Raw genomic sequence first — 25529 nt, 5'->3', positions numbered from 1 at the left:
AAGTCCGCTCTCACCGCCCCCGTGCGGTCATTCCTTCAATTTACAACGCCCAACAAGATAAAATCGCCGGAGGTTATCCTCCGGCGATTTCTTTGTACTTTGCGGCTGTCGCAAAATCAGGCTGCGTTCGTCAACTGACGGGCCTGGCTTTCGAGCTGGACCAGCACGTGGTTGCTGACATCGCTGCTGATGTGGAAGTCAGCAGTCGAATACTGCCCGGCAAACGCGATGTTGGCCGTGTGAGCACCATCCGTCACCGTCAGAACACCGCCGGTGCCCTGAGCGTTTTCGGTGTAGTTCATCGACGCCGTGCTCCCGAGGATGTCGGCGAGATCAATGGTGTCGTTGCCATCGAAGCCCGAGAGCATGCCGTGGAAATCGGCGGAGTGATCGATCACCAGCGTGCCTTCGGCCGAGCTGTCGAAAGTGATCTGCTCGCTGAAGGAACCGCCAAGTTCGAGGCTGGCATGGCCCGACAGCAGCGCCGAACCACTGCCGCTGACATTGCCGTCGATATCGAGGTTGGCACCGTTCGCCCATAGCAGACCGTCATTGACGACGTCGCTGTGAACATCGAGACCACCGGTACCGGTTGCCTCCAATATACCGGCGTTGATCACCGCGTTGTCGCCCGTATCGATGACAAGCGCATTGCTGCCGGTGGCGTTGATCGTGCCCTCGTTGACCAGCGTGAGATGCCCATCGCCGAGATGGCCGGCACCCGCGATCACGTTGTCCACGTTCGTCAGCGTGACATCGTCGGCGCTGCCGAAGATGACATTCGACGAATTGTCGGAGAGCGTCACCGTTCCGCCACCAAGCAGCGTGAGACCACGCTGCACGATTTCGAAGGCGGTTTCACCACCGGTCGAAGCGAGGTGGATGCTGCCGGTGTTGTCGAGTACGCCGCTGAACGGCATCAATGAGCCATCGCTGAGCACGATATCGCCGGCATTGTGCGTGACCGGCGTCTCGTTGAACAAGAAGTCGTCCGCGCTGAGCGACGCAGCGCTGACACCGTTCAACGTGATTGTTTGACCATCGCCAAGCGTGATGATGGCGTTACCTGCCGCATCGGTGCCGAGATGCGCCTGAACGTCCGCGAAGCTTGAGAAGCCGGCGAAGCCGATCAGGTCGATCTTGTCGTGCACGGTATCGAAGTGGTGCACGACGTCGGTGCCGATCTTGTTGGCGAACACCAGCGTATCGGCGCCGCTCGACGCGGTCAGCGTATCGTCGCCCGACCAGGCAAAGATCGGCGCACCCTTCGCATAGGCCTCAACATTGTCGGCGACATAGACAGTGCCGGTCGAGCCATCGGCGTTGGTCCAGGTTTCCGTGACCTGGAGAACCAGCGCGCCGGTGTAACCGTCAGGCGACGTGACCGACAGCGACGACGGATCGCTGGTCAGGATCGACCAGGTGCCGTCAGCGTTGTGCGTGCCTTCGCTCAGCGTCCAGCCGGCGGCAAGACCCGCGATGGTGAGCGAGACCAAGCCCACGTGATCGGTCGGAGCGGTCAACGCGAGGTTGATGGCCTCGCCGGAGGTGCCGGCGGGACCCTTTCCAGTTGCGGTAGCGACATTGCCGGCCGCATCCGTCGCAGTAACGGTCAGATTGTGACCATTGTGGCTTGTTTGTGAGCTTCTGCTCCAAGTCGATCCGGAGCTGTTAAGGGCGCTGAACGATCCGCCACTACTATCAACCACATTGACCGACACGACACCCGATCCGCCGGTATCAGTCACATTGACCGAGAACGTGCCACCGGACGAGATCAGATTGTTGAAGTCCGATGCAGTGATTACGGGCGCCACCGTGTCGACCTTATAGTTGCCATTGTCCGTCACGCTCGCTGCGGCCAGCGTCGCATCGTTGCCCGCGGCGTCGCGAATTGTGCCTCCGTTCAGGCTCAACCCATTATTGTTGATGCTGATACCGTTACTATCGTTCTGAGTTGCCAAGATCGTGTACGTGAACACCAGCGCCGAGCTACCGCTGCCCGAAGCGTAGGTCGCCAGCACCGGCGTACTGCCGATCGTAAGCGAAAGCTGTGGCGTACCCGTTACCGTAACAACCTCACTCATGTTGACAGTGATGCTCACGACATCGCCGGCATTGAGATAACCATTTTGGATACCGGTCGCACCGGTGATGGCCTCGCTGCTCACCGTCGGCTTGGTCGTATCGATCGTCACATCATGGGCACCGCTCGTGGACAACGCCCCGACGTTACCTGCTACGTCTGTAATCGCCGCCCTCAGGTTGTAGGACGCCCCGTTGGTCAGCGTCGGCGTCGTGATATCGACGAAGCCCGCGATGATATTCGCGCTCGTCAACGTCACCGCACTGCCCAGCGCGGTGGTGTTATTCGAGAGTTGCACCGTGTCGCCCGCAACAGCCCCTGTACCCGTCAGACTGACATGCACCACAAGCTGCGTATCGTCGCTGAACGCGCCGTCGGCCAGGTTCGTGCTCTGGATATTGCCGACATCGTCGATGACGCTGATGCTCGGGGCACTCGGCGCTGTCGTATCTTCCGTCACCGTCAGCGTGCCGCCAGGGATGCCGGGATTGCCGGCCTTGTCGACCAACTGCACAGTGAAATTGTGCGCACCATCGGCAAGGGTCGTCAGGATGATGTCCTTGACGCCGCCGGCACCGCCGCCGGCGCTGTTCCATTGGCTGCTGCCATTCAGATCGCTTGCCTGGACGGTGTAGCTGCCGACCACGGCGTTGCCGTGGTCGGTATCAATGATCTGGATGACGTCACCAATTGACATTGGGGTACCGTTGAGATGCCCCACCGTGATGGTCGGCGTCGTGACCTTGGTGATGTTGTCGCTGGTGTTCGCCCCGCTGTCGCTGGCAGTGGCCAGGTCGAGCGACGTCCCAGCCAGGCTGCTGGGCGCGGTCGTGTCGATCGTCAGCGTGTAGTTGGCGGAAGCAGCACTGACGTGCCCCGCGGTATCGGTCGCGGTCGCAGTGATGGCGGTGTGCGTGGTCGACGACAGCGCATGTGCCGCGTCCGGCGTAAATATCCACGCACCGGTCGCGTCTGCGGTCGTGGTGCCGAGGACCGTGGCCCCGTCCCTGACCGTGACGGTCGAGAACGCCTGGGCCGTGCCGACAAAGGACGGCGTCGTATCGTTGGTGATGTTGTCACCGATCGTACCGCTATCGCTGGCGGCGGTGATCCCGGTGATGACGGGAGCTCCTGGCAAGCCGCTCACCGTGACGGTAACATCCTTGGTGACGACGCCGCCATGATGATCGTCGAGCGTCAGCGTGTAGGTTTCGTTGACGCTTTGGCCAACGGCGAGGCCCGCAATCTCGGAATCCTTCACCACGAAGGTCCAGTTCACCTGATGCGTGACCTCATCGACGATCGCGGTCATGTAGCCGTAGGGATTCGCGGTCTTGCTCGCCACGGATACCGTATGCGCGTTGTCGGTCAGATCGACGTCACTGAAGCTGATCGAGCCCTGCGCGACTTCGGCCCGGACCAGCGAGACGCTGTCGATGCGCAGGTCCTGGTTCTTCGCGTCAAAGGCAAAGGTCAGCACGTCAGAGTTGCCATCACCCGTGACCAGATAGGTATAGGGCGAACCGACACCGCTATCGGTGTTGGTATTCTGAATACCGCTCAACGAGATGATCTGAGTGCCAGCCCAGGAAACCTTCAGCGTAGAATCCGGGGATAGGCCGTAAGCGCCTGCATAATCGAATGCCAGCAGATAGTGCTGACCAGCGACCGTGCTGATCGACTGCGAGATTGTCGCGATGCCCTCCTTAGTCGCGGGGTTGGTGCCGTAGACGTCGAAGTTCCACGTATTGCCGCTGGCGAAGTGAAAGCTGCTGTCGGCCTGCGCGTAAGTATCGGCCCCCTTCACAATCGTCCAGCCGCTGGTATTGCCGGTATCGAAACCGCCATTCGTCAGGAGATTGCCGGTCGGCAAGGTCGATTGTGCCACGACCCCCATGGCAGTGCCAGATCCGAACACCGGAGCGTCGTTGACGCCGGTCAGCGTCACCGTGACTTCCTTGATGGAGGCGTTGGCATGGCTGTCGGTGACGGCAACCTCATAGGTCTGGGTCACCGCCTGCCCGGCAGCGAGGGACTGCAAGGCGCTATTATCTGCCGAGAAGTGCCAGCCAAGCGAGTCAGTGCCGCTCGTTTCCGTCACGCTATCGAGGCTGAACGTGCCGAGATAGGCCGTCCCTGCAGAGTTGAGCGCACTACCCTGCGTGAAGCTGGCCGTATGGGTATCGGCAGCTTCATCAGTAAAGTGAAGCACACCCGACGCGGTCTGCGTCGCGTTGGCGGTGAACTTCGTCACCGAGACGTCATCCATCCGCATGCCCGCGTAACTCGGATCGTCGGCGAGGAAGGTCAGCGTATCGCTGCCTGTTCCGGTCACCACGATCCTGTATTCTTTCCAACTGCTGCTGCTGTCGTTGACTGACGCGACCGTGTTGCCGTCCCACTGGACGTACAGCGTCGCCGCGCTCGAGTATTGGTAGACCCAGAAATCGATCAGATAGCTCGTCCCGGCCGTGGTCGCGATTCCGCCCTGGCTGAAGCTGGTCGCGCCGCCGTATTCGGCCATCCCCAGAAAGCCCGAGCTTGTGTGGTTCGCAAACCAAGCCGGGCTCCAGAAGCCTCCGGAACTGGATGGTGTCCAGTTCGCGGCAAAGGAGTTGGAATAGTCATAGTTTTCGAAGTTGCCGTTCTGGATAAGGGTTGCGCCTTGTGTTGTTCCGGCATCTTCGAAAACACCGCCAGCAACATCGCTGGTCGTAAACACCGGCGCATTGTTGGCGCTAATCACCGCCGCCGTCTGCGCGGTGGTTGCCGTAGTGTCGTGGAAGCCCTGGCCGTCAATATAGGTCGCGTAGGCCGAGATAGCGTGCCCGGCATCGCTTGATCCAAGCGTATAGGAGGACGATGTCCCGCTCGACACCTCGGTGCCGTCACGGAGCCAATGATAGACGATGCTGGACGCTGCGCCGTCAGGATCGGCACCGAGCGTCGCATTCAACACGTCACCAACCTTCGGCGCAGTGGCGGTCTGCGTGATATCAACGATCGTCAATGGCGCCACGCCATCATCCACGGGGCTCACAGTGAAGGTGAACAGACCGGGCGTCGGTGGCGAATTGTCCTGGTTACCATCCTCGACTGTCACCGAGAATGTCGCCTGAGGTCCTTCCGAACCGTCATGGGTGAAAGAGATCAACCCGTTGGCCAGTTCGGCGGCTGTGAACGACGTCGCCGGAGCGCCGCCGTTCGTGATGGTGCCGTGCTGGACATCCGACACATGGAAGACAACCCCGGATGGACCATTGTCCGGATCGGTATAGCCGAGCTCCGCTGCGGTGAGCGTATGGGCCTGCCCTTCCACGACCGTTGCCGTCAGCGTGCCACCCAGCACTGGCGGATCGTTAACCGGCTGCACATGCACCGTCGCAGTATGCGTGATGCTGTTATCCAGACCGTCATTGACGACCACGGTCACGATGCGGTCGCCCGTGCTCGGGGCATCGCCGGTGTACTGATAGACGACACCGCGCATGATGGTCTGGTAGGTGGCCGTCGACGCATCACCGGTCACGGTGAGGACGCCGGTGGTCGCGTCATAGCCATAGGTCAGGCCAGCTGTCGTTAGAGCGTTCGTCGCGCTCGTATTGAACGACAGACCCTCGACGCCAAGTCCATCCGGCTGCATTGTCAAAGTGACCTTCATCGAATGCATCGTCGTGGAATCCACGTCGGTGATGGCTGCGCTGCTCAGAATCCACTGAGGCAACTGCTCGACAGCGGTGACCGCGATGTCATTGCCTTCCGTCGCGGCGCCGTTCAAATCGACCACCGGCGCATCGTTGGTGCCATGGATCTTGATCTCGACCACATGGGTGTCCATGCCGCCGTGACCATCCGAGACCTGGATGGTGTAGGAGATCTTCGATTCCCAGCCATTCGGCAGGAAGTCAAACGCTTCGCTCTGCGAGTTGAACGTCCAAGCGATGTCACCCGTCGTGCTACCAGCCGCCTTCACCTGGCTCGCGCCGAGCGAGAAGAAGCTCAGCAACTGCGCTGACGTGAAGAGGCCCTCTATTCCCGATCCCGACGCCGAGACGGAGAGGACACTCGCCGTCACAGTGTCGGAGACGTCAACATCGGTCACGCTCAGTGTGCCGCTGGCGGTCAGGCCTGCGTTGGTTTCGGTCAGGAACTTCGCGTCGCTGTCGCCAGCGTCGACATGAATGACCGGCGCATCATTGGTGCCGTGGATCGTGACGGTCACGGTCTGGTTCGCCGTCGCGCCGTGCTCGTCGGTCACGGTTGCCGTGAAGACCTGCGTCTTGGTTTCACCTTCGGCAAGCGCCTGCGTCGCGGCATTGCCGTTGTCGAGCGTATAGCTCCACGCGCCGGTCACCGGATCAATGGCCATATTGCCGTAGGTGGCCGGGCCGTTGATCGACCAGGTCAGCACTGCTCCATGATCCACATCCGTGGCCGTCATCTGGCCGCTGGCGACCGGCAGGAAGCCATGCGCCTGATCCCAGGCCAGAGCGTTGTTAGCAACACCTTCGTTGCCGCTAAAGATCGGACGATCGGTCAGGCCCGCGTCTGCGATCTGTACCTTCAGGTCGGCCAGCAGCGTCGGATTGGTCGAGAATTTGTCGTTGATCGACGGGGTGTCAACCGCGCCAAGAAGGTTGTCGTGCAGCGACTGCACACGATCCGGCGCTCCGCTTAAGTCATTGTCCGGCGTATACTTGACGACGACGTCGAGCAATGGACGGCCATCGTGCTGCAGGTAGTCGGCATAGACGAGGCCGAGCAGTACGCCTGCCTTGTTCAGGGCCGGCGCATAGTAGGCTTCATTGGTGCCGTTGATCAGCAGACGCGTGTCGTCCAGATAATCCCAAACCGCGGCGATCGCGTCCGCGACGGTGGCGCCGCCACCGAGAGCTGCCTGGACACTTGCCACGACGGCCTTCATATCGGCCGCCGTGTTCACGCTCGCGTCGATCGCATGCTCCGCCACCCCATCCACGTTCCGGGCGGGTTCGAAGCGGTGATCAGCGGCTACATCCGCCGTGACCACGTTGTTCAGGCCGCCGGCTTCAAATACCGTCACAGATGCCGCGCCCGATGTAATCACCGGCGCATCATTGGTGCCGGTGATCGTCACCGTCACCGTCTGCTTGCCAGTCGCGCCGTGCTCGTCGGTTACTGTTGCCGTGAAGACCTGCTGGACGGACTCCCCCTGTGCCAGCGCTTGGGTCTCAAGGAGCGCATCGTCCAGCGTATAAGTCCATTTGCCGGTCGTCGCTTCGATTGCCATCGTTCCATAAGGCGACTGACCGCTGATCGACCACTGCAACACTGCACCGTGATCGACGTCCGACGCCGTCAGTTGCCCGCTCACATGCGTGGCATAGCCGTGCGCCATATCCCAAGCATGGGCTTGATCGGCCAAGCCTGCAGGATCGCTCGCAGTGCCGGTCACCGGAACCGGGGTTCGCGTCAGCAGCGATGCATCATGCGATACTACAAGGTCGTGCATTTGCGTGTACAGACCAGCCGCGTCGTAACGCTGATGCAGGGCGTAATCCGTCACGTTGCTCAGCAAGTTTTCGTGCAGGGACTGCAAACGGTCCGGAAGCGTGTCCGCATCCGCGCCATCCGCCGTGAACTTCGCCACCACATCCACCAGCGGTTTGCCGCCAGCCTGCAGATAATCCGCATATTCGAGGCCGAGCGCCGTGAACGCCGCATTGACGTTCACCTTGTCCGGACCGACGGAGCCGTAGATCGCGTCCAAATGCTGCCAAACTACGGCGATCGCCGTCGCCATGTCGCTCACCGTCGCGATTGTGATAATGGCCGCATGCACGTCCGCTACGCTCGGCAGCGGCGGCAGCGGATTGCCAATCACGTGGCCATCGAGCGTCGCAAGCGACGCAGTGACTACGGAATTGCTCGCTAGCGATGCCGCAACCTGCAGCGGACCACCGATGCCAGCCTCGTGGATCTGCGCCAAATCACCAGCTTCACTAACCGCGCCCTGAGCCGCGGCCGCGTTCGACGTGATCACCGGCGCGTCGTTCGCCCCCTTGATGGTGATCGTCACCGGAATAGTGTCGGTCGCACCGTGCTCATCGGTGACCGTGGCCGTAAAGGTCTCGGTGACCGTCTCGCCCTCGCCAAGCTTATTGGCCTCGCCGGTCTGGTTCAGCGTATAGGTCCACGCGCCGCCTGGCGTAATGACAAAACTGCCGTAAGCGGTGGTCAGGTCGCCCGACCATGTCAGCACGGCGCCATGATCGACATCCGTTGCTGCCAGCTGGCCACCCGCAACCGGCACCAGGCCATGCTGCTGGTCCCAGGCCAGCGCGCTGTTCGCCGCCCCTTCGTCGCCGCTGTAGATCGGCCGCGACGTCAGATCCGACAGGCCATAGCCCGACAGCAGCGTCAGCAGCGCATTGTAGACGCTCGGGATCGGGTTCGGGTTCGAGCCTTGCCCCGCACCCAGCATCTTGTCGATCAATGACGGGCCGTGCAGGTTGCCCAGCAGGTTGTCGTGCAGCGACTGCGCGCGGTCCGGAGTTCCGTTGTTGTTGTTGTCCGCCGTGTACTTCGCCAGCACGTCCAGCAGCGGCTTGCCGCCGGCCTCCAGATAACGCGCATATTCAATGCCAAGGCGGGCGGACATCTCGTTGAGCAAATTGTTGTAGTAGCCACCGTTGTCGTCGATGTAATCCCAGACCGTTGCGATCGCATCCGCAAGGCTCGCCTGCGGACCGATGGCTGCCTGGACCTGCGTCAGGAGCGTCGCCATATCGACGCCCGTGACGAGATGATTCTGCAGATAGGTGTCGACATTGACGTTCGGCTCGAAGCGGAAGTTCGCGGCATGATCTGCCCCGACTGCATCGAGATCGCCGTTCTCGAACACGACAGCCGAAGCGGACGTGGTCGTGATCACCGGCGAGTCGTTGGTGCCGACCAGCGTGACGGTGATCACACGCGAGGTCGTGCTGCCATGGCCATCGTCAACCGTGATCGTGAACTTCTCGACCTTGGTTTCGCCTTGCGCCAGCGGATTCAGGTCGGCATCGGTGACGTGATACTGCCAGTTAACGAAGCCCGCACCGTCGTTGACCGTTTCTTCCGAGACGACTGCGGTCAGGTGACCGAGGTAGCCCGTGGCCGGCGGCGTCACGGTGACCGTATGGGTATCGCCCTGATCGTCGTAGATCCAGAAGCCGCCGCCGTTGTAGCCGGCATTCCCCGAAGGATCGTCGAAATATGTGCGATCGGTCGTCGATCCGGCGCGCGGATCGGTTTCGCCATATTCCGTCATCGTCCCGCTATCGGGGAAACCTGGTGAGGTCCCGACAGCGTCATTGCTGCCGTGAATCGTGAACTGATAGACCCCGGACTTGCTGTCGCCATCGGAGTCCGTGACGGTGAACGGCACCGACAGGGTTGCAATCTCACCTTCGCTCAGGCCGTTGAAGCCCCAGCCCGGATCGACAGTCAGCTTACCGGTGACCGGATCATAGGACAGCGTCGGCATGCCGAGCGTCGTTCCTATCGGGGTGGACATGGTGGCGTGCGCGGTGTCGAACGCGACCGCACCCGGGCCATCTGCGCCAAAGTGGAAATCGACCCCGTTGACCAGCGTTACGACAGAAGCACCGTCCTCGTTGATGTCTGCATGGAAGACAGGTAGCGACGCCGACGCCTGAACGAGGCTGACATTCGCCAAATAGGTGCCGGTGTTATCGCCCGCGCTGCCGATCTCCTTGAAGGAGACGATGTTAGCACCCGCGATTGCCGTCAGATCGAGCATCTGAAGCGTCATTGACCCGGTCGGCTGGTAGGTGTGGACCAGCCCGCCGTTCCAATAGACCTCGAGGCCGGCCGAAGACGGATTCGCAGCACCGATTTCGAAGCTCAGCGTGTAGTGCTGACCGACCGTCAGACCGTTGACGGTCTGCGAAATCGCAATGTCGCCCGGCGAGGCCTCAAGATCGACCATCGGGCTGCCATCGGACGAATGCATCCCGTTATAGCCGTCGACAACGCGCTCAAGCTGCACGCCGGTCTGGCCCGGAGCCGTCCCGGTAATCTTCCAACCCGTGCCATCCGTGGCCCAGCCGCCCCAGCTCTCGACATGCGGGAAGCTGCCGCTTACGAAATTGCCATCGGTGAGCAGGTTCACCGACGTCGCCGTTCCGGCGATCACCGGCACGTCGTCGCCGACCGTCACGGTGAACGTGCTGGTGGCGATGTCGCCGTCCCCGTCGGTCACGACGTAACCGAACTGCAGTGCCACACTATCGGTGCCTGGAGCCGGATGATCGATCTGATGCGCCAACACGAAGTTGTAGCCGCCGGTCGCCGGATCCAGCGTGACCGTAAAGATCACCTGACCGCCCGCAGTGACGCCTTCCAGCGTGTGGCTATCCACCACGTGATAGCGCACAGCCTGGTGACCGGAGGTGACAATCTGATTGCTGCTGTCGGTAACGGTGCTGCCATCGACGATGCCGCCGAAGGTCAGCGATCCCAGGCCGTCGGCCCCCGCATTGATGTGCAGCGAGCCCGCGACCGAGGTCGCCGAGGTGCTGTCGTCGTGCTGCGTCAGCGAGACATTGTCGATCGCGATGCCGTTGGCAACGTCGACATTGGTGAACCAGCCGTAGCGATGACCGCCGGTGTCGGAGATCAGATCGCCCGAGGCGAGCGTCTGGGTAAACACCACCGCACCCGATGCATCCCGCACCACCATATCCACCGCCAGGTGACCGGTGCCATCATCGTGGAACGTCTGCGTGAAGGTGTACCAGCCGGCCGCGCTGGCCGGGATGTTGCTCTTGATGACCGTCGCAGCCCATTGCGCATCGGTGAGCGGATCGAAGCCGGTGTTGTTGCCGGCCGAAATATAGAGGTTGCCCTGTGAATCTTCACCAACGTGGAAAATGAAGTCGCGCAGGAACGAGCCATCTGTCTTGTTCACCGCAACCGAGTAGTCGAAGCCCTCACCGGAGCCGATCTTGTTCGGATCCAGATAGATATCGACCGATGCCTTGAAGCCACCATCAAACGTGGAATCGTAGCCGCCAAAGCGCGTGAACGGCGCCGACTCGTCCGCCGTCTGCGTTACCAGCGCGTAATTGCCACTATGCGTCTTGGTGACGATGCCGTCGGTCCCCGACGCCTTGATCACCAGTTGGCCGTAGTCGCCGCCATCGACAAACCCGGCCGTCGTACTGTCCGTCGCATTCTCGAAGCCTTGGCCGAACCCGGTCTGCGTCGTCAGCAGGTGTTCGCTCACCGCCCCGGCATCGCCTGGACCGGCTGTGGGCACGCTATCGACAATGACAACCGAGATCGGCACGTTCAGCGAGTCACCGTCGGCATCCGTGGCGATGACTGTGAAGCCAAGCGTCAGCGGATCGCTTCCGGGAGCGTGGTCGAGCGGACCGAACAGCGCCACCGTGTAATACGGGTTGCCCGGTTCATAGAGCGTGATGCTGAACACCGCCGAATGGGACGGATCATCGACACGATAGGCAACGAGCCGCTCGTTATCGCTTCCAGGCGATTCCGGCTCAACGCGATAAGCCAGCAGAACACCGTCAGAGTGCAGCACGGGTCCGATAACCGCGCCATTGCCATCCTTCGCGAAGTTCAAATGCTTGGCAGCGCCCTTGTCGGCACCCCAGTTGACATTGAGGAAACCAGTATGGGCATCGACAAGGGGAAGGCCAACTTCACTGACCGTCACGGTCTGAGCCGCCCCGGTCGCCACCGGCACACTGTCGACCACGACAACCGAGATCGGCACGTTCAGTGAGTCACCGTCGGCATCTGTGGCGATGACTGTGAAGCCAAGCGTCAGCGGATCGCTTCCGGGAGCGTGGTCGAGCGGACCGAACAGCGCCACCGTGTAATACGGGTTGCCCGGTTCATAGAGCGTGATGCTGAACACCGCCGAATGGGACGGATCATCGACACGATAGGCAACGAGCCGCTCGTTATCGCTTCCAGGCGATTCCGGCTCAACGCGATAAGCCAGCAGAACACCGTTCGAGTGCAGCACAGGTCCGATGACCGCGCCATTGCTGTCCTTCGCGAAGTTCAAATGCTTGCCGGCGCCATTGTCAGCCCCCCAGCTCACATTGAGGAAACCGGTATGGGCATCGACGAGAGGCAGGCCAGTTTCGCTGACCGTCACCACATCTGCAGGAGCAATCGCTACGGGCGTGTCATCATTGATCGTAATATTGAAGGAGCCCGATACCGTGTCGCCATCGAAATCGCGAGCGGTGTAGCCGAAGCTGAGCGTGACGTTGTCTTCACTGCCGGCAACGGGATGATCAATAGGCTTCAGCAACGTGAAAGTGTAGCTGCCATTGGCTTCGTCGGAAAGTGAAGCCTTGAAGACCCAGTTCGACGTATTGCCAGCAACGAACGTTCCGGTATAGCCGACCGCCGTCGTGCCGTTCTCGAGCACCTGATAGTGCACGGCCTGGCCTTGCGACGACAGCGTGATCGCAGTTGCCCCCGCGATGGCCGAGATCGCGGGCTGCAGTCCGGCGGTGACGGAATCCGAGTCTGTAAAGTAAACGGCGCGTCCGGTGAGGGCAGCCACGTTCTCGGAAACATTATTCGCTGCGCCAGCGCCGTCCTGGACGCCACCGCTGTCAGACGTGTCGCTGCTGTCAGCGCCCCAATGGATGCCGAGGCTGCCGGTGGCAACCGCAGTACCGGGCGTGTCGCCCTGCCCGCCGGCATTTCCGCCATGGAGCGCGTCCTCATCGACGATTGACGCCGTCGTATGCAACTGGACGTTCGCCAGGAACGTACCGCCATTGTCAGCGACGCCAACTTCACGGAATTCGAGCGTGTTCGGTCCTGCGACAGCGGTGAACGTGAAGCTGAACTGCTGGAAGCCGCTGGCGCTCGGGTTGACGGTGCCGACCAGCACGCCGTTCCACCAGACCTGCGCCGTGGCGTCGAAGCCGAGCGGCTTGGCGGCGTCGAAGCTCAACGTATAGCTTTCACCCGCTGTCAGATTGGTCAGGGTCTGCGCGATCGTGACGTTGCCGGGAGATGCGTCGAGATCGACGACGCGACCGCCGTTGACCGGATCGGCCACATACCAGCCCGACGGATTCCGTTCGAGGCCGACACCGCTGATGGTCCAGCCCAGGATCGAGCCGGTCGCGGTCTCGCCGCCCCAGCCCGGCTGGGGCGGACCAAAACCGGTATTGTCGAGGAACTGACCATTCGTGATCAGATTCGCGCCCAGCGTGGAGCTCGCGATCGTCGGTGCATCGTCGCGGATGTCGATCTGCAACATGCCTTCATTAAAGGCCGCCGTCTTGTCGCCGTCGCCGTCGGTGACCTGGAAATCGAACACCATGGTCAGGGCATCGTCTGCCCCGCTCTGGTCGATATCCGGGTGATCGATCGGACCACTCAGCGTGTAGATATAGGCACCCGTCGTTTGGTTCACCACCAGAGTGAATACGACCTGGCCGCCGGCAGTACCGGTCAGCGTAATCGAACCCTGGCCACCAAACGCCGTTCCGTCTGTAACCGTACCGATCACGACGGCAACGCCGTGCGATGTGAGCGCCGGGAAGCTCTGTGGATCGCCCGCGCCTTCGGCCTGCTCCATGATCGAATTGCCGAACCGGTAGACGACGCTGGTGATCTGGCCGCCATCCGCGCCCGCGCTGAATGCCAGAGTACCGGTGCTGACGGACGGGATGAAGACGCCTGCGAGATCGGTGCTCTCGGTCACGGGCTGGGCACCCAACCATGATGCCACCGGTGTATCGTCATTGACATTGACCGACAGCGAACCGCTGGCGGTGTCACCGTCACCGTCGGTGACGGTGAAGTTGATCTTGATGGTCGCGTTCTCTTCCACCGGGTTTGCCCCCGACGTCGCGGTCGGCTGAACCACCGGCGCGGAGGCGGTGTAGGTGTAGGAGCCGTCGGCACCAATCACCAGCGTCGCCGCCGTCGCATAATGCACGCTCGTCGCCGTGAACGTCGTGTTACCGTTGGTATCCGGGACGCCCGCTCCCCACGTCACGCTTTCCGTATGCGCAACGCCACTCGCGTCCTTGTAGACGACCTGGAACGCACCGCCCGAGATCGTCACCGACTTGACACCGTCCGCGCCCGCGCTGAACAGCGCGCCCGCATCGCCATGCGCGACATTGTTATCCGCAACGTCGCCCGTGCCGCCGGCATTCCCCGCAAACACCGTCTGCTTCTCGTCGTCGAGCACCGTGCTGGCGGTGACGACCTTGGCCGTCGGGACGTCGTCGTTGACACTGACCGAGAGCGAACCAATGGCGGCGTCGCCGTCGCCGTCCTTGGCCGTATAAGTGAAGGTCAGCGTCTTGGTGTCTTCGATGCCCGGGAGCTGCAGATCATGGGCGATCGGCTCCGACAGCGTGAAGCTGTAGGAACCGTCGGCCTTGATCACCAGCACGCCGACCGTATTGCCCGACACATGGCCGGTTGCGGTGAAGGTGGTGACACCGCCTGCGCTGCGGACGCCATTGCTCCAGTCGACGCTTTCGACCTTGGCAAAACCGTCGGCCTTGTAGATCGCATTGAAGCCCGGCAGTCCCACCGACAGGGAGCCAAGGCCGTCGGCCCCCATGCTGAACAGCGCACCGGCACCGCCGGAGACCACGCCGACATTCGGCGATACGTCGCCGATGCCACCGTTGTTGACCGGGGTGAACAGAGTCTGGGCCTCGTCGTCCATGACCTGCGCGGCAAATACGATCGAAGCGACCGGGACCGGCGTGTCGTCATTGACATCGACCCGAAGGGTTGCCGTCGCCTGGTCGCCGTCGCCGTCCGTCACCGTCACGCCGAACGACAGCGTCTTGTTCTCCTCGATCCCGGCAAGCTGGATATCCTGCACGAGCGGCGCGAACAGCGTCAGCGTATAGGAGCCATCGACGCCGACCACCAGCGTCGCCGCACCGGTCGCGCCCGCATAATGCGCGCTCGTCGCCGTGAACGTCGTGTGGCCGCTGCCGTCGGGGACGCCTGCCCCCCACGTCACGCTCTCCTGCTGCGCGAAGCCCTGCGCATCCTTGTAGATGACACTGAAAGCCGGCCCGGCAAGCGTCACCGACTTGACGCCATCGGCACCTGCGGTGAACAGCGACCCTGCTGCGCCGGTGACAGAATTATAGTTCGGGGACACGTCGCCCAGGTTCAGGAACCCCGTCCCCGGATTGGTCGGCGTGAACACCGTCTGCGCTTCGTCGTCGAGCACGCGCGATGCCGTCACGCTATGCGCCACCGGCGTATCGTCATTGACATTGACCGACAGCGAGCCGCTGGCGGTGTCGCCGTCACCGTCGGTGACGATGAAGTTGATCTTGATGGTCGCGTTCTCTTCCGCCGTGCCGGACGTCGCCTGAACCACCGGCGCAAAAGCCGTATAGGTGTAGGAACCGTCGGCGCCGATCACCAGCGTCGCCGCAACGCTGGTTCCGTCAGCGCCCGTATAATGCACGCTCGTCGCCGTGAACGTCGTCGTGCCGTCCGTCCCCTGGACGCCCACCCCCCACGTCACGCTCTCCGTCAGCGCAAAGCCGCTCGCGTCCTTGTAGACGACCTGGAACGCACCGCCCGAGATCGTCACCGACCTGACGCCGTCCGCGCCCGCGCTGAACAGCGCGCCCGCATCGCCATGCGCGACATTGGTGTTCGGCACACCGTCAGCCGGCGTGTCGTTGCCCGCAAACACCGTCTGCGCCTCGTCGTCAAGAACCGTCGCAGCGGTCACGACATGCGCAACCGGGACGTCGTCGTTGACGGTCACAAACAGGCTGCCGCCTGCGGCATCCCCGTCACCGTCCGTCACCGTGTAGAGGAAGCTCAGGACCTTGTTGTCCTCGCCATTGCCCGACTGCACGACCGGCGCATCCAGCTCGAACGAGTACGAGCCGTCTGCCTTGATGATCAGTATGCCAACCGTGTCGCCGGAGGTGTGGCCCGTCGCCGTGAACGTCGTCGTGCCATTCGCGCTGCGCGCGCCGGCGCTCCAGTCAACGCTTTCCGTCTTCGCAAAGCCGCCATCGCTGTAGATCACGCTGAAACTCGGAAGAGCGACCGACAGCGAACCGAGGCCGTCGGCCCCCATGCTGAACAGCGTACCGGCCGCGCCCGTCACAAGCTTGCTGTTCGCAACGTGATCATCCGGCGTGTTGTTGCCCGGGAACAGGGTCTGCGCCTCGTCGTCCAGCGCATAGGAGGCAACCACGATCGAGGCAATCGGGACCGGCGTGTCGTCATTGACGCTGACACGCAACGTTGCCGTCGCCTGATCGCCGTCGCCGTCCGTCACCGTCACGCCGAACGACAGCGTCTTGTTCTCTTCGATCCCGGCAAGCTGGATATCCTGCACGAGCGGCGCGAACAGCGTCAGCGTGTATGAGCCATCGACGCCGACCACCAGCGTCGCCGCACCGGTCGCGCCCGCATAATGCGCGCTCGTCGCCGTGAACGTCGTGTGGCCGCTGCCGTCGGGGACGCCTGCCCCCCACGTCACGCTCTCCTGCTGCGCGAAGCCCTGCGCATCCTTGTAGATGACACTGAAAGCCGGCCCGGCAAGCGTCACCGACTTGACGCCATCGGCACCTGCGGTGAACAGCGACCCTGCTGCGCCGGTGACAGAATTATAGTTCGGGGACACGTCGCCCAGGTTCAGGAACCCCGTCCCCGGATTGGTCGGCGTGAACACCGTCTGCGCTTCGTCGTCGAGCACGCGCGATGCCGTCACGCTATGCGCCACCGGCGTATCGTCATTGACATTGACCGACAGCGAGCCGCTGGCGGTGTCGCCGTCACCGTCGGTGACGATGAAGTTGATCTTGATGGTCGCGTTCTCTTCCGCCGTGCCGGACGTCGCCTGAACCACCGGCGCAGAGGCCGTATAGGTGTACGATCCGTCAGCACCGATCACCAGCGTCGCCGCAACGCTGGTCCCGTCAGCGCCCGTATAATGCGCACTCGTCGCCGTGAACGTCGTCGTGCCGTCCGTCCCCTGGACGCCCACACCCCACGTCACGCTCTCCGTCAGCGCAAATCCGCTCGCGTCCTTGTAGATGACCTGGAACGCGCCGCCCGAGATCGTCACCGACTTGACGCCGTCCGCGCCGGCGCTGAACAGCGTACCAGCCGTGCCCTGCACGGAATTGTAGTCCGGAGACACATCGCCCGTGCCGCCACTATTGGTCGGCGTGAATACTGACTGAGCTTCGTCGTCGAGCACACGGGACGCCGTCACGGCATGCGCCACCGGCACGTCATCCTCGACATTGACAACGAAGCTCGTATTGATCGTATCGCCGTCGGCGTCGGCTGCCTGCACTGTGAAGGTCAGGCCGATCGAGTTCGATTCCGCCCCATGATCAAGCTCGCCTAGCAGCGTAAAAGTGTAGCTGCCATTGGTCGAAGTCGGATCCAGCACCAGTGTAAAGACCGCGCTACCCTCACCCGGCGTACCCTTATAGGCGGTCAGCGTTTCACCGCCGTCCGCATTGGCCGTCACCACATATCGCAGCGCGACACCGCCGGACATCAGAGCCGTACCGGCTTCACCGGTGATCGTCAGATTGAGGTTGCTGATCGCCGCCGAACCGCCGGCAATTGCCGTCGGCGTCTCGCCGCTCGTCAAGAACGACAGCGTGCGACCATAAGTATCGCCATCGTGGCGAATGTCGCTGTCCGCGTTCCAGTTGATATTCAGTGCGCCGGTGACCGACGCGTTGTTCGCTGCATCGAAGCCACCTTCCGGACCACTGACATTCGCGCCGGGCAAACCATCTTCGCCAACAGTATGCGCTGCAACGGATTCGCCGAGAGTCGGCACCGTGTCGGTAACAACGGTGGTCACCGTGCCGGAGACGGAATCGCCATCGCTATCGGTCGCGGTGTACTGGAAGGTCAGATTGAGCGATGCGAGCGTCTGATCGCCAGAGACGTGATCGAGCGGCTGATACTGAGTAATTGTATAGCTTCCGGTGCTGCTCGCATCGGATAGCGTAACGACGAAGACGATATTGCTGGCGACTTCGCTGCCGGGCAACGCCGACGGTACGGTATCGCCGGTATAGGCAACGAGCGCCGTGCCATTATTCAGCAGAACGTAGTGAACGGTTTCGCCGTTGGACGTCAGCGATGCGATTCCATTGCCGCTCGCGTCCGTCACAGCCACGCTGGCAGCGCCGAAGATCACAGAGCGATCGCCCGTTCCGCCGGTGGTCGCGGATACGCCGCCATCGACATGATCGTTGTAGCGGTCGGCACCCCAGGAGATTCCCAGCGAGCCGGTCTGCGTCGCGGGATTACCCGACAGCGGATCCGTCAGCACGGCTTCGGTCGGCGTTCCGATAACCGGCGTATCGTCGTTGATGCCAATCGAGATCGTCACGGGCGCGGTGTCGCCGCTACCATCCGTGGCGATCACGTTAATCGAGAGATTGATCGTATCTTCGGTGCCATGAATCGGATGATCGAGCGGGCGCAGCAGCGTGAATGTGTAGCTGCCCTGCAGCGACGAGGCATCGAGCGACACCGTGAAGACCTGATTGGCTGCCACGGTGAAATCGCCGCCAACATAACCGATCATCACCGGCTGGCCGTTTACGGTGGTGAAGGCAAGTTGGACCGTCTGACCGTCCGAGGTCAGGCCCGCCAGCGTCGGCTGATTGAGCGAGAACGCGAAGCTGCGATTTACAAAGTCGGTCCCGAAATCGACATTGAGCGAACCGGTCACCGATGTTGCGGTGCCGCCTGTATCGCCCGTGCCACCGAGATTGCCTTCCGCAAAGCCATCTTCGTTCAGCGTGACAGGCACAACGCCCCCCGGGATCGGCGCGGGATTGGGCGTGGCATCGTCGAGCGTGCTGAAGCCTCCGGCACCATCCTCGCCAGCGAGCAGCGCAAGCCGCGCACCCGAGGCACCGAGCGCACCAACCGACGCATCACCGAAATTCGCGCCGCCCGTGGGGCCCGTGGCGCCGCCGGCAGCAGGGAGAACCGATTGATCGGTCGTGATCGGAAATGTCTGCGCGAATTGATCGCCCGTCAGCGTGCGATCCGAACCCATGTCGAAAGCGAGGTCGGTGAGCGGCTTGCCCATCGAGTCGAACACCGGATCGACAGTCACCGTCGACTGATTGTCGAAGAGGATGATCAGCTTTTCGCCGACGCGTACGAAGGTCAGCTTCTCGCTCGCGACATCAGCAAAATCGAGCTTGGTATTGCCGTCGAGATGGACGGTCACCGCCTGCCCATTCTGCGGCTTCTCAAGCTTCAAGTTCTTCGGCGACGATGGCGTCTGTGCTGGGGAACCGGCGAGCTGTGCGAGCAATACGGGAGCGTTCATAACTACAACCTCAAGCTGATCGGACTGAAAAACGTCCAAGTCCTGCAAGGGTTAAAATATTCTTAAGAACGCATAGACGTCAATGAATACCTGTAAAATTTAAAGCGTTTGTGTTGCATTGGTTAAGTTCAAAAATGAAACAACCTATTAATAAATGCAACTCGTCAGATAGTAATACTTGTCTTATGCAGTCTATTTTTGGGAATGCCCGCAAAAATCCACATATGTGGACGTATCTATTGTAGAAAATAAAATATATACGAATAATCGAATTATTTTATACTTGTGGATACGACTTCTCATATCAAGCAGAACAACGAAATCAGCTCACAACCACGGGCACATGCGCCAATATTAGACGAGCGTTTGCATTTGCTTTCGCGAGCCGACATGGACAGTGGGCCGAGGCGCCGCTTCATGGCCGCCCGTCGCGAGTAAATTCCGAAATGGGACAGGTGCCTGAAGCGCATTCTTGTCACCGCCTGATGGCAGGACACCATTGCAGTCGCGAAGTTCGCGATTCTCGATCGCGGATTTGCTCTCTGAGCACAGACGCGCGTCCGCAGGCTGCGCACATGCGCAACCCACTATCGCAGGAATCTATCGATTGGATAAAAGTCTATATGCGCGTCACAACGCAGGCGACCGGATTATACTTGGCCCGATACAGCAGCGCGCGCTCGCGAATGCCATCCAGCCACACGCCATGGCCTGCATAGCGATATCCCTCACCCATCGGGATCAGGCGAACCGGCATGGCGCGATGCGGGGTCAGGTAGAGATGGCCGGTGACGATATCACCGGGAAAGGTCACCCGACCGGAGGTCAGCTTGTACACGGCCCCATTCTGGCAATCGACGGAGAAGGCAGCGCCTGGAAGCAGGCCTTCGGCGTGCGAGACAGTTGCAGCAGCACCCATGCCGGCCGCCACGAACAAACCCAACAGCGTGTGCTTGAAGCGCATCTCAATCCCCTCGTCAGCCTCACCCTGGTGCATTAAGAGCCCAAGATGCGCGCAAGTACAAGATCGCGAAGCGCATAAAACGTCGATATCAAGCCGATTGTCGACGTTGTGTTGTCGAACTATCTCAGAGCGCCAGCGGCAGGGACGAGCCGCCGCCGAAGCTGTCAGCCTCCGCCGCGGGCAACATGTCGGTCTCGCTCTCGTGGTGCGGGCGAGCGGCATAGGGCGCTGCAAACAGGCTGACGCCTTTGTGGTCAATGGCGAAAAGCGGCATGAAATGCGGCAGATCACGTGTTTCCGACAGTCGGGAGTAACGATTGTCGAGCACCAGCCAGCGGCCATCGACACGAACCGTCAGCACAGCATGGTCCTGGCGCACCGCCATGTCACGCACCAGCATCAACTTGATATCGGCTTCCGGCACGCCCGTTGCAACGAGCATGGCGAGCTTTGCGATCGCATAGTCCTCGCAATCGCCAATGCCTGCAGACAGCGTCTCGAGCGGCGAACTCCAAAGATCGGCGACACCGTGCTGCTGATAGTCCCCGACATAGCGGATCGCATAGTTGACGTCGCGATTGATCGCCTCGACGCGCATGCGCAGAGCCATATCTGCGGCTGGCCGCGTGACCGCGGCGAACTTGCGCGCGCCGGCGGCGCAACTCTCGCTATCGGCCTTGCAGTTCTCGACCGACTTCAAGTCGGCGCGCATACGCGCTTCGACACCGCGCCATTTCGTCCACAACAGCCCTTCGGGCGCGCGGAAGGTGAACAGACCGAACGGCTCCTCGCTGGCGGCAGGCAGGATTGCGGCGGGCGATGGAGCGTCGCTGGTAACGCTGCCATCGGATCCCTGCGACGCATCCAGGGATGCGAGTTCGATATTGCCGGGCTTTGCACGGTTCTCGCTGTCACGCTTGGCCATGACCTGGTTGATCGTGAAGAACCGGACCGGCGGCGCGGTCATCCCTGCGATCGCCGATTCCATGACGGGACGCTCGAGCACGGTCTTCTTCGCGCGTGATTTTGCGAATGCCCCGTCGCAAGCGCTGACGCTTACGACACCGGCGAGCACGAACCCCAGCGCACGCGGGAATGCCCGCGCCTGATCGATACGCAACATGACTGACGCCCCGTTGTCCGGAGCATCGGCCGACGTCATTGCGTCGATCCCCGTCCGGATCTTGTGGCATCAGGGATAGTTCGGGGGCTGCTTCAGGCCGGTTAAAACACGTCAACCTGTGCCTGTATGTCGTTGAACGCGCTCAATCGCCTACCAACGCATTCGCTCGAATTTTATCGAACCGCGCGTTTTAAGAGTTCGTTGACTCTGGTGGAACGGAGCAAGGTAACATACGGAGCAGCGGTGACGCTCCGTAGCTATCAGCGCTCGCGGAATGCTTCGTCACGCAACATGCGGGCAGGCTTCACGAGATAATCCAGCACCGACTTCTTGCCGGTCAGGATTTCTACAGTCGCCACCATGCCAGGAATGATCGGCAGTGGATTCTCGGTGGTTCCGAGGTGGTTCTTCTCGGTACGCACCATCACGCGGTAGAATGTCTCGCCGCGCTCATTCTTGTCACCCTTCTCGTCGGTGATGGTATCGGCGCTGATACGTTCGACCCGGCCATGAAGCGATCCATACACCGAGGAATCATAGGCGCTGAGCTTGACCACCGCTTCATGGTCCGGACGGATGAAGGCGATGTCCTGCGGACGAATACGCCCCTCGACCAGCAACGTATCCTCGAGCGGCACGATCTCCATCACGCTGGCACCAGGTGCAACGACCGCACCAATGGTGGTGACATTAAGTCTGTTAACGATGCCGTAGACCGGCGAGCGCAGTTCGGTGCGTCGAACGCGGTCCTGCGCAGACTTGATGTTTTCGTCGAGGACCGCGAGATCGCCGCGCGATTTCGCGAGATCATCTTCCGCCGCGGAACGAAATGCCGTGGTGATATTCAAAAGCCGTGACTGCGCTTCCTTCACGGCGGCCTCGGTCTTGACCATGGTCGCCTGCACCACCGCAAGCTGGCCACGCATGTCAGTGGCCTGCCTGTCGGAGCGCAACATCTCGATCTCGGGAACGACCTTCTGTTCATATAGCCGGCGCGTCAGCAGGGTTTCGCGCGTCAGCAGCGTCAGCGTCTCGGAGAAGCGGGTCTCGGACGCACGGAGTTCGTCGATTTCCTTTTTCTTCTGCCATTCCTGCTGGGCAATCACATCGATGTCCTGCGCCAGCTTGCGCATGTGGGCGTCGAAGACACTGCGTTCGGTCTGCACTGCACGCGGTGCAAGCTTAATGAGATCTTCCGGAAACTCGACGCTGGTCTTGCCGAAGGTTTCGGCTTCCAGCCGGATCACGCGGGCAGCCATGGCACTGCGCCGCTCGCGGATTTCGCCGAACTGTGCTGCGAAATTGGTATCCTCAATGCGCGCAAGCGGCTGATCCTTTCTGACGATCGCGCCTTCCTGGATCAGCAATTCGCTGATGATGCCGCCTTCGAGCGATTGCACCACCTGGGTCTGGCGCGACGGCACGACCTTGCCATTGCCGCGCTTCACCTCATCCAGCACGGCGAAGTGTGCCCACAGCAGGAACACGACGAGCAGACCCGTGACGGTCATCAACAACATCCGCGCCGTGCGCGGCGTGCGCATTTCCATGGCCGCGCGAACGTCGTTCGAAAATGCGAAATCAGACTGCGACATTGACCGGCCTCCCCGCGGCTTGAGGAGCCTGCTGCTGCGGACGCAAGCGCGTCAGGATCTGATCGGCGGGACCGTCGGCGACGATCTTGCCGTTGTCGAACACGAGAATGCGATCGACCAGCGACAGTAGCGACGGGCGATGCGTCGAGACGATGATCGACATCTCGCCCTTGGCGAGCGTCTTGAGACGTTCGAGGAACTCACCTTCACTGCGCACATCGAAATGTGCCGTGGGTTCGTCGAGAAACAACACGCGCGGCTTGCGGATCAGCACGCGCGCGAGGCCGATCGCCTGTTTCTGGCCGCCCGACAGGCTGCGTCCGCCCTCCGCGACCATCATGTCATAGCCCTGCGGATGACCGGCGATGAAGGTTTCGACGCCGGACAGCCGTGCAGCCGCGAGCACTTCCTCATCGGTCGCATCGGGACGGCCCAGCGTAATGTTGTCGCGCAGCTTGCCGTAGAACAGATCCGTGTCCTGCAGCACGAAACCGATGCCCGCGCGCAAATCCGCCGGATCGTATTGCCGGATGTCGATGCCGTCGATCAGGATGCTGCCTTCGCTCGGCGGATAGAACGCTGTTGCCAGACGACCCACCGTCGTCTTGCCTGAGCCGACCCGGCCGATAATGCCGATCTTCTCGCCGGGCTTCACATGGAAAGAGATGCCGTCGAGCGCTTTGGCCGGGCTGTTCGGATAGGAAAAGCTGACATTGCGGAATTCAATGCTGCCCTTGGTGATCTCGCGGGCCACGAAGATCTTTTCCGGCGGCCGCTCGCGCTCCATCGCCATCAGGCGATCAATCGACCGCAGCGCCGACATGGTCTGCGTCGCGCGCGTCATCACAGCCGCGATGCCCGCGATGGGACCGAGAATGCGGCCCGACAACATATTGGCCGCAACCAGCGCACCGACCGACAGCTTGCCGTCGAGAATGAGGAACACACCGACCACGACCAGCAACAGGCTGCACAGCTGCGTCGCCACGCTCGCGCTGGTCATCGCCAGCGACGACCAGAACTGTACGCCTTCGCTCGAACGCGCCGTCGCGGCGACAGAACGCTCCCACACCGTCTGCACGCGGCTTTCACCGGCGACAGCGCGAACGGTCTCGATGCCGTTCAGCGATTCGATGAGAATGCCGTGGCGTGCGGCAGATTCCGCCTGCAGGCGCTTCATCGCGCGATCGAGCGGCCGCTGAATCAGGAAGCCGACGATGATCATGACGGGCAGCATCGCCAGGGGGATCCAGGCCAGCGGTCCGGCAATCACGAACAACACCGCAATGAAGATGATCGCGAATATCATATCGGTCGCCGACACGACCGTGCCTGACGTGAAGAATTCGCGTACCGAGTCGAAGTCGCGCATCTGATTGGCGAGAATGCCGACCGAGGGCGGACGCTTGTCCATCTTCAGCGCCATCACATGTTCGAAGATGTTCGACGCCAGTACCACGTCGATCTTCTTGCCGGTCATGTCGATAATGCGGCTGCGGACCACCTTGAGCAGAAAGTCGAAGGCGATCGCCAGCGACAGGCCGATACCGAGTGCGACCAGTGAGGGGATCGCACCATTCGGAATGACGCGGTCATAGACGCTCATGGTGAACAGCGGCGCGGCGAGCGCCAGCATGTTCACGATGAATGCTGCAATGGCGACATGGCTGTAGTTGGAGCCGAACCGGCTGACGACGGACCAGAACCAGTGCGCCTTCGGCAGATCGCCGGTGGCAACCGCACGCGGATCGCTGACCGTTGCCGGCCGGGCGAAATAGACGAAGCCGGCATACTTCTCCTCGACCGCTTCGATGCGCTCGATGGCGATCGCGCCGTCGCCCGCCGGGTTTGCCAGCGTGAGACGGCCACTCGCCAGATCGATGCCGCGCAGGATCCGCGTCGAACCATCGTGAAACAGAAGCACAGCAGGCAGGACCAGCGCAGGGATATCCTTGAGCGGCCGCTCGTTCAGCTCGGCCTCGAGACCCGCCCGCTGCGCGGCACGCTCATACAGTGCGGTTGTCAGCACGCCGCGTTCGACCGGGAGACCGGCCAGCAATGCACTTCGGCTGACAGCCCGGCCGTGATGCGCGGCGAGGTAAAGCAGGCTGTCAGTCAGCGGATCGGCATGCTGATGCTCGACCTCCGCTACGGGCGCAGCCGGCAGGTTCATTGCAATATCGAACTGGGGTGAGCGAATGTTCAATGCAGCCTCGGAAATTCCAGGCGCCTTGTATGACCCGAACGCGGATCTACTGGCCTTACAAAATACGACTTGCCAGCTTTACAGGCGATCCTTGCGGAGCGCCTGTCCTATTTCGCGGTTCAGCCAAATTGCTGAACTTACGGTAAACCCGACCGCGAATTATAAATCCGCGTGCTCA

5 protein-coding genes are annotated in these 25529 nt (G+C 61.6%); all 5 read right to left on the bottom strand.

Annotated features, from left to right (window positions below; translation table 11 throughout):
* Nucleotides 1-116: 116 nt before the first annotated feature.
* The 5 genes from ACEK02_RS19350 to ACEK02_RS19330 all read right to left on the bottom strand — a co-directional run bounded on the left by ACEK02_RS19350 (nt 117) and on the right by ACEK02_RS19330 (nt 25318).
* A complete protein-coding gene (locus tag ACEK02_RS19350) occupies nt 117-19463 on the bottom strand; it encodes a VCBS domain-containing protein (protein WP_371423191.1) in 19347 nt (6448 codons plus the stop codon).
* A 619-nt stretch (nt 19464-20082) separates the two neighbouring features.
* Nucleotides 20083-20427 carry a hypothetical protein gene (locus ACEK02_RS19345; protein ID WP_371423190.1) on the bottom strand — a complete coding sequence of 115 codons (345 nt, stop codon included), beginning with the start codon at nt 20425-20427 and terminating at the stop codon, nt 20083-20085.
* Between the two features lie 124 nt (nt 20428-20551).
* Nucleotides 20552-21589 carry a transglutaminase-like cysteine peptidase gene (locus ACEK02_RS19340; RefSeq protein WP_371423189.1) on the bottom strand — a complete coding sequence of 346 codons (1038 nt, stop codon included), beginning with the start codon at nt 21587-21589 and terminating at the stop codon, nt 20552-20554.
* 221 nt (nt 21590-21810) lie between these two features.
* On the bottom strand, nt 21811-23145 hold the full coding sequence (locus tag ACEK02_RS19335) for an HlyD family type I secretion periplasmic adaptor subunit (RefSeq protein WP_371423188.1): 1335 nt from the start codon (nt 23143-23145) through the stop codon (nt 21811-21813).
* A complete protein-coding gene (locus tag ACEK02_RS19330; RefSeq protein WP_371423187.1) occupies nt 23132-25318 on the bottom strand; it encodes a type I secretion system permease/ATPase in 2187 nt (728 codons plus the stop codon). The genes ACEK02_RS19335 and ACEK02_RS19330 overlap by 14 nt, the downstream gene beginning before the upstream one ends.
* Nucleotides 25319-25529 lie beyond the last annotated feature (211 nt).

The sequence above is a fragment of the Tardiphaga sp. genome (assembly GCF_041424195.1).
Classification (GTDB): domain Bacteria; phylum Pseudomonadota; class Alphaproteobacteria; order Rhizobiales; family Xanthobacteraceae; genus Tardiphaga.
The sequence above is the reverse complement of the archived record's forward strand: the minus strand, read 5'-3'. Positions and strand labels throughout refer to the sequence as shown.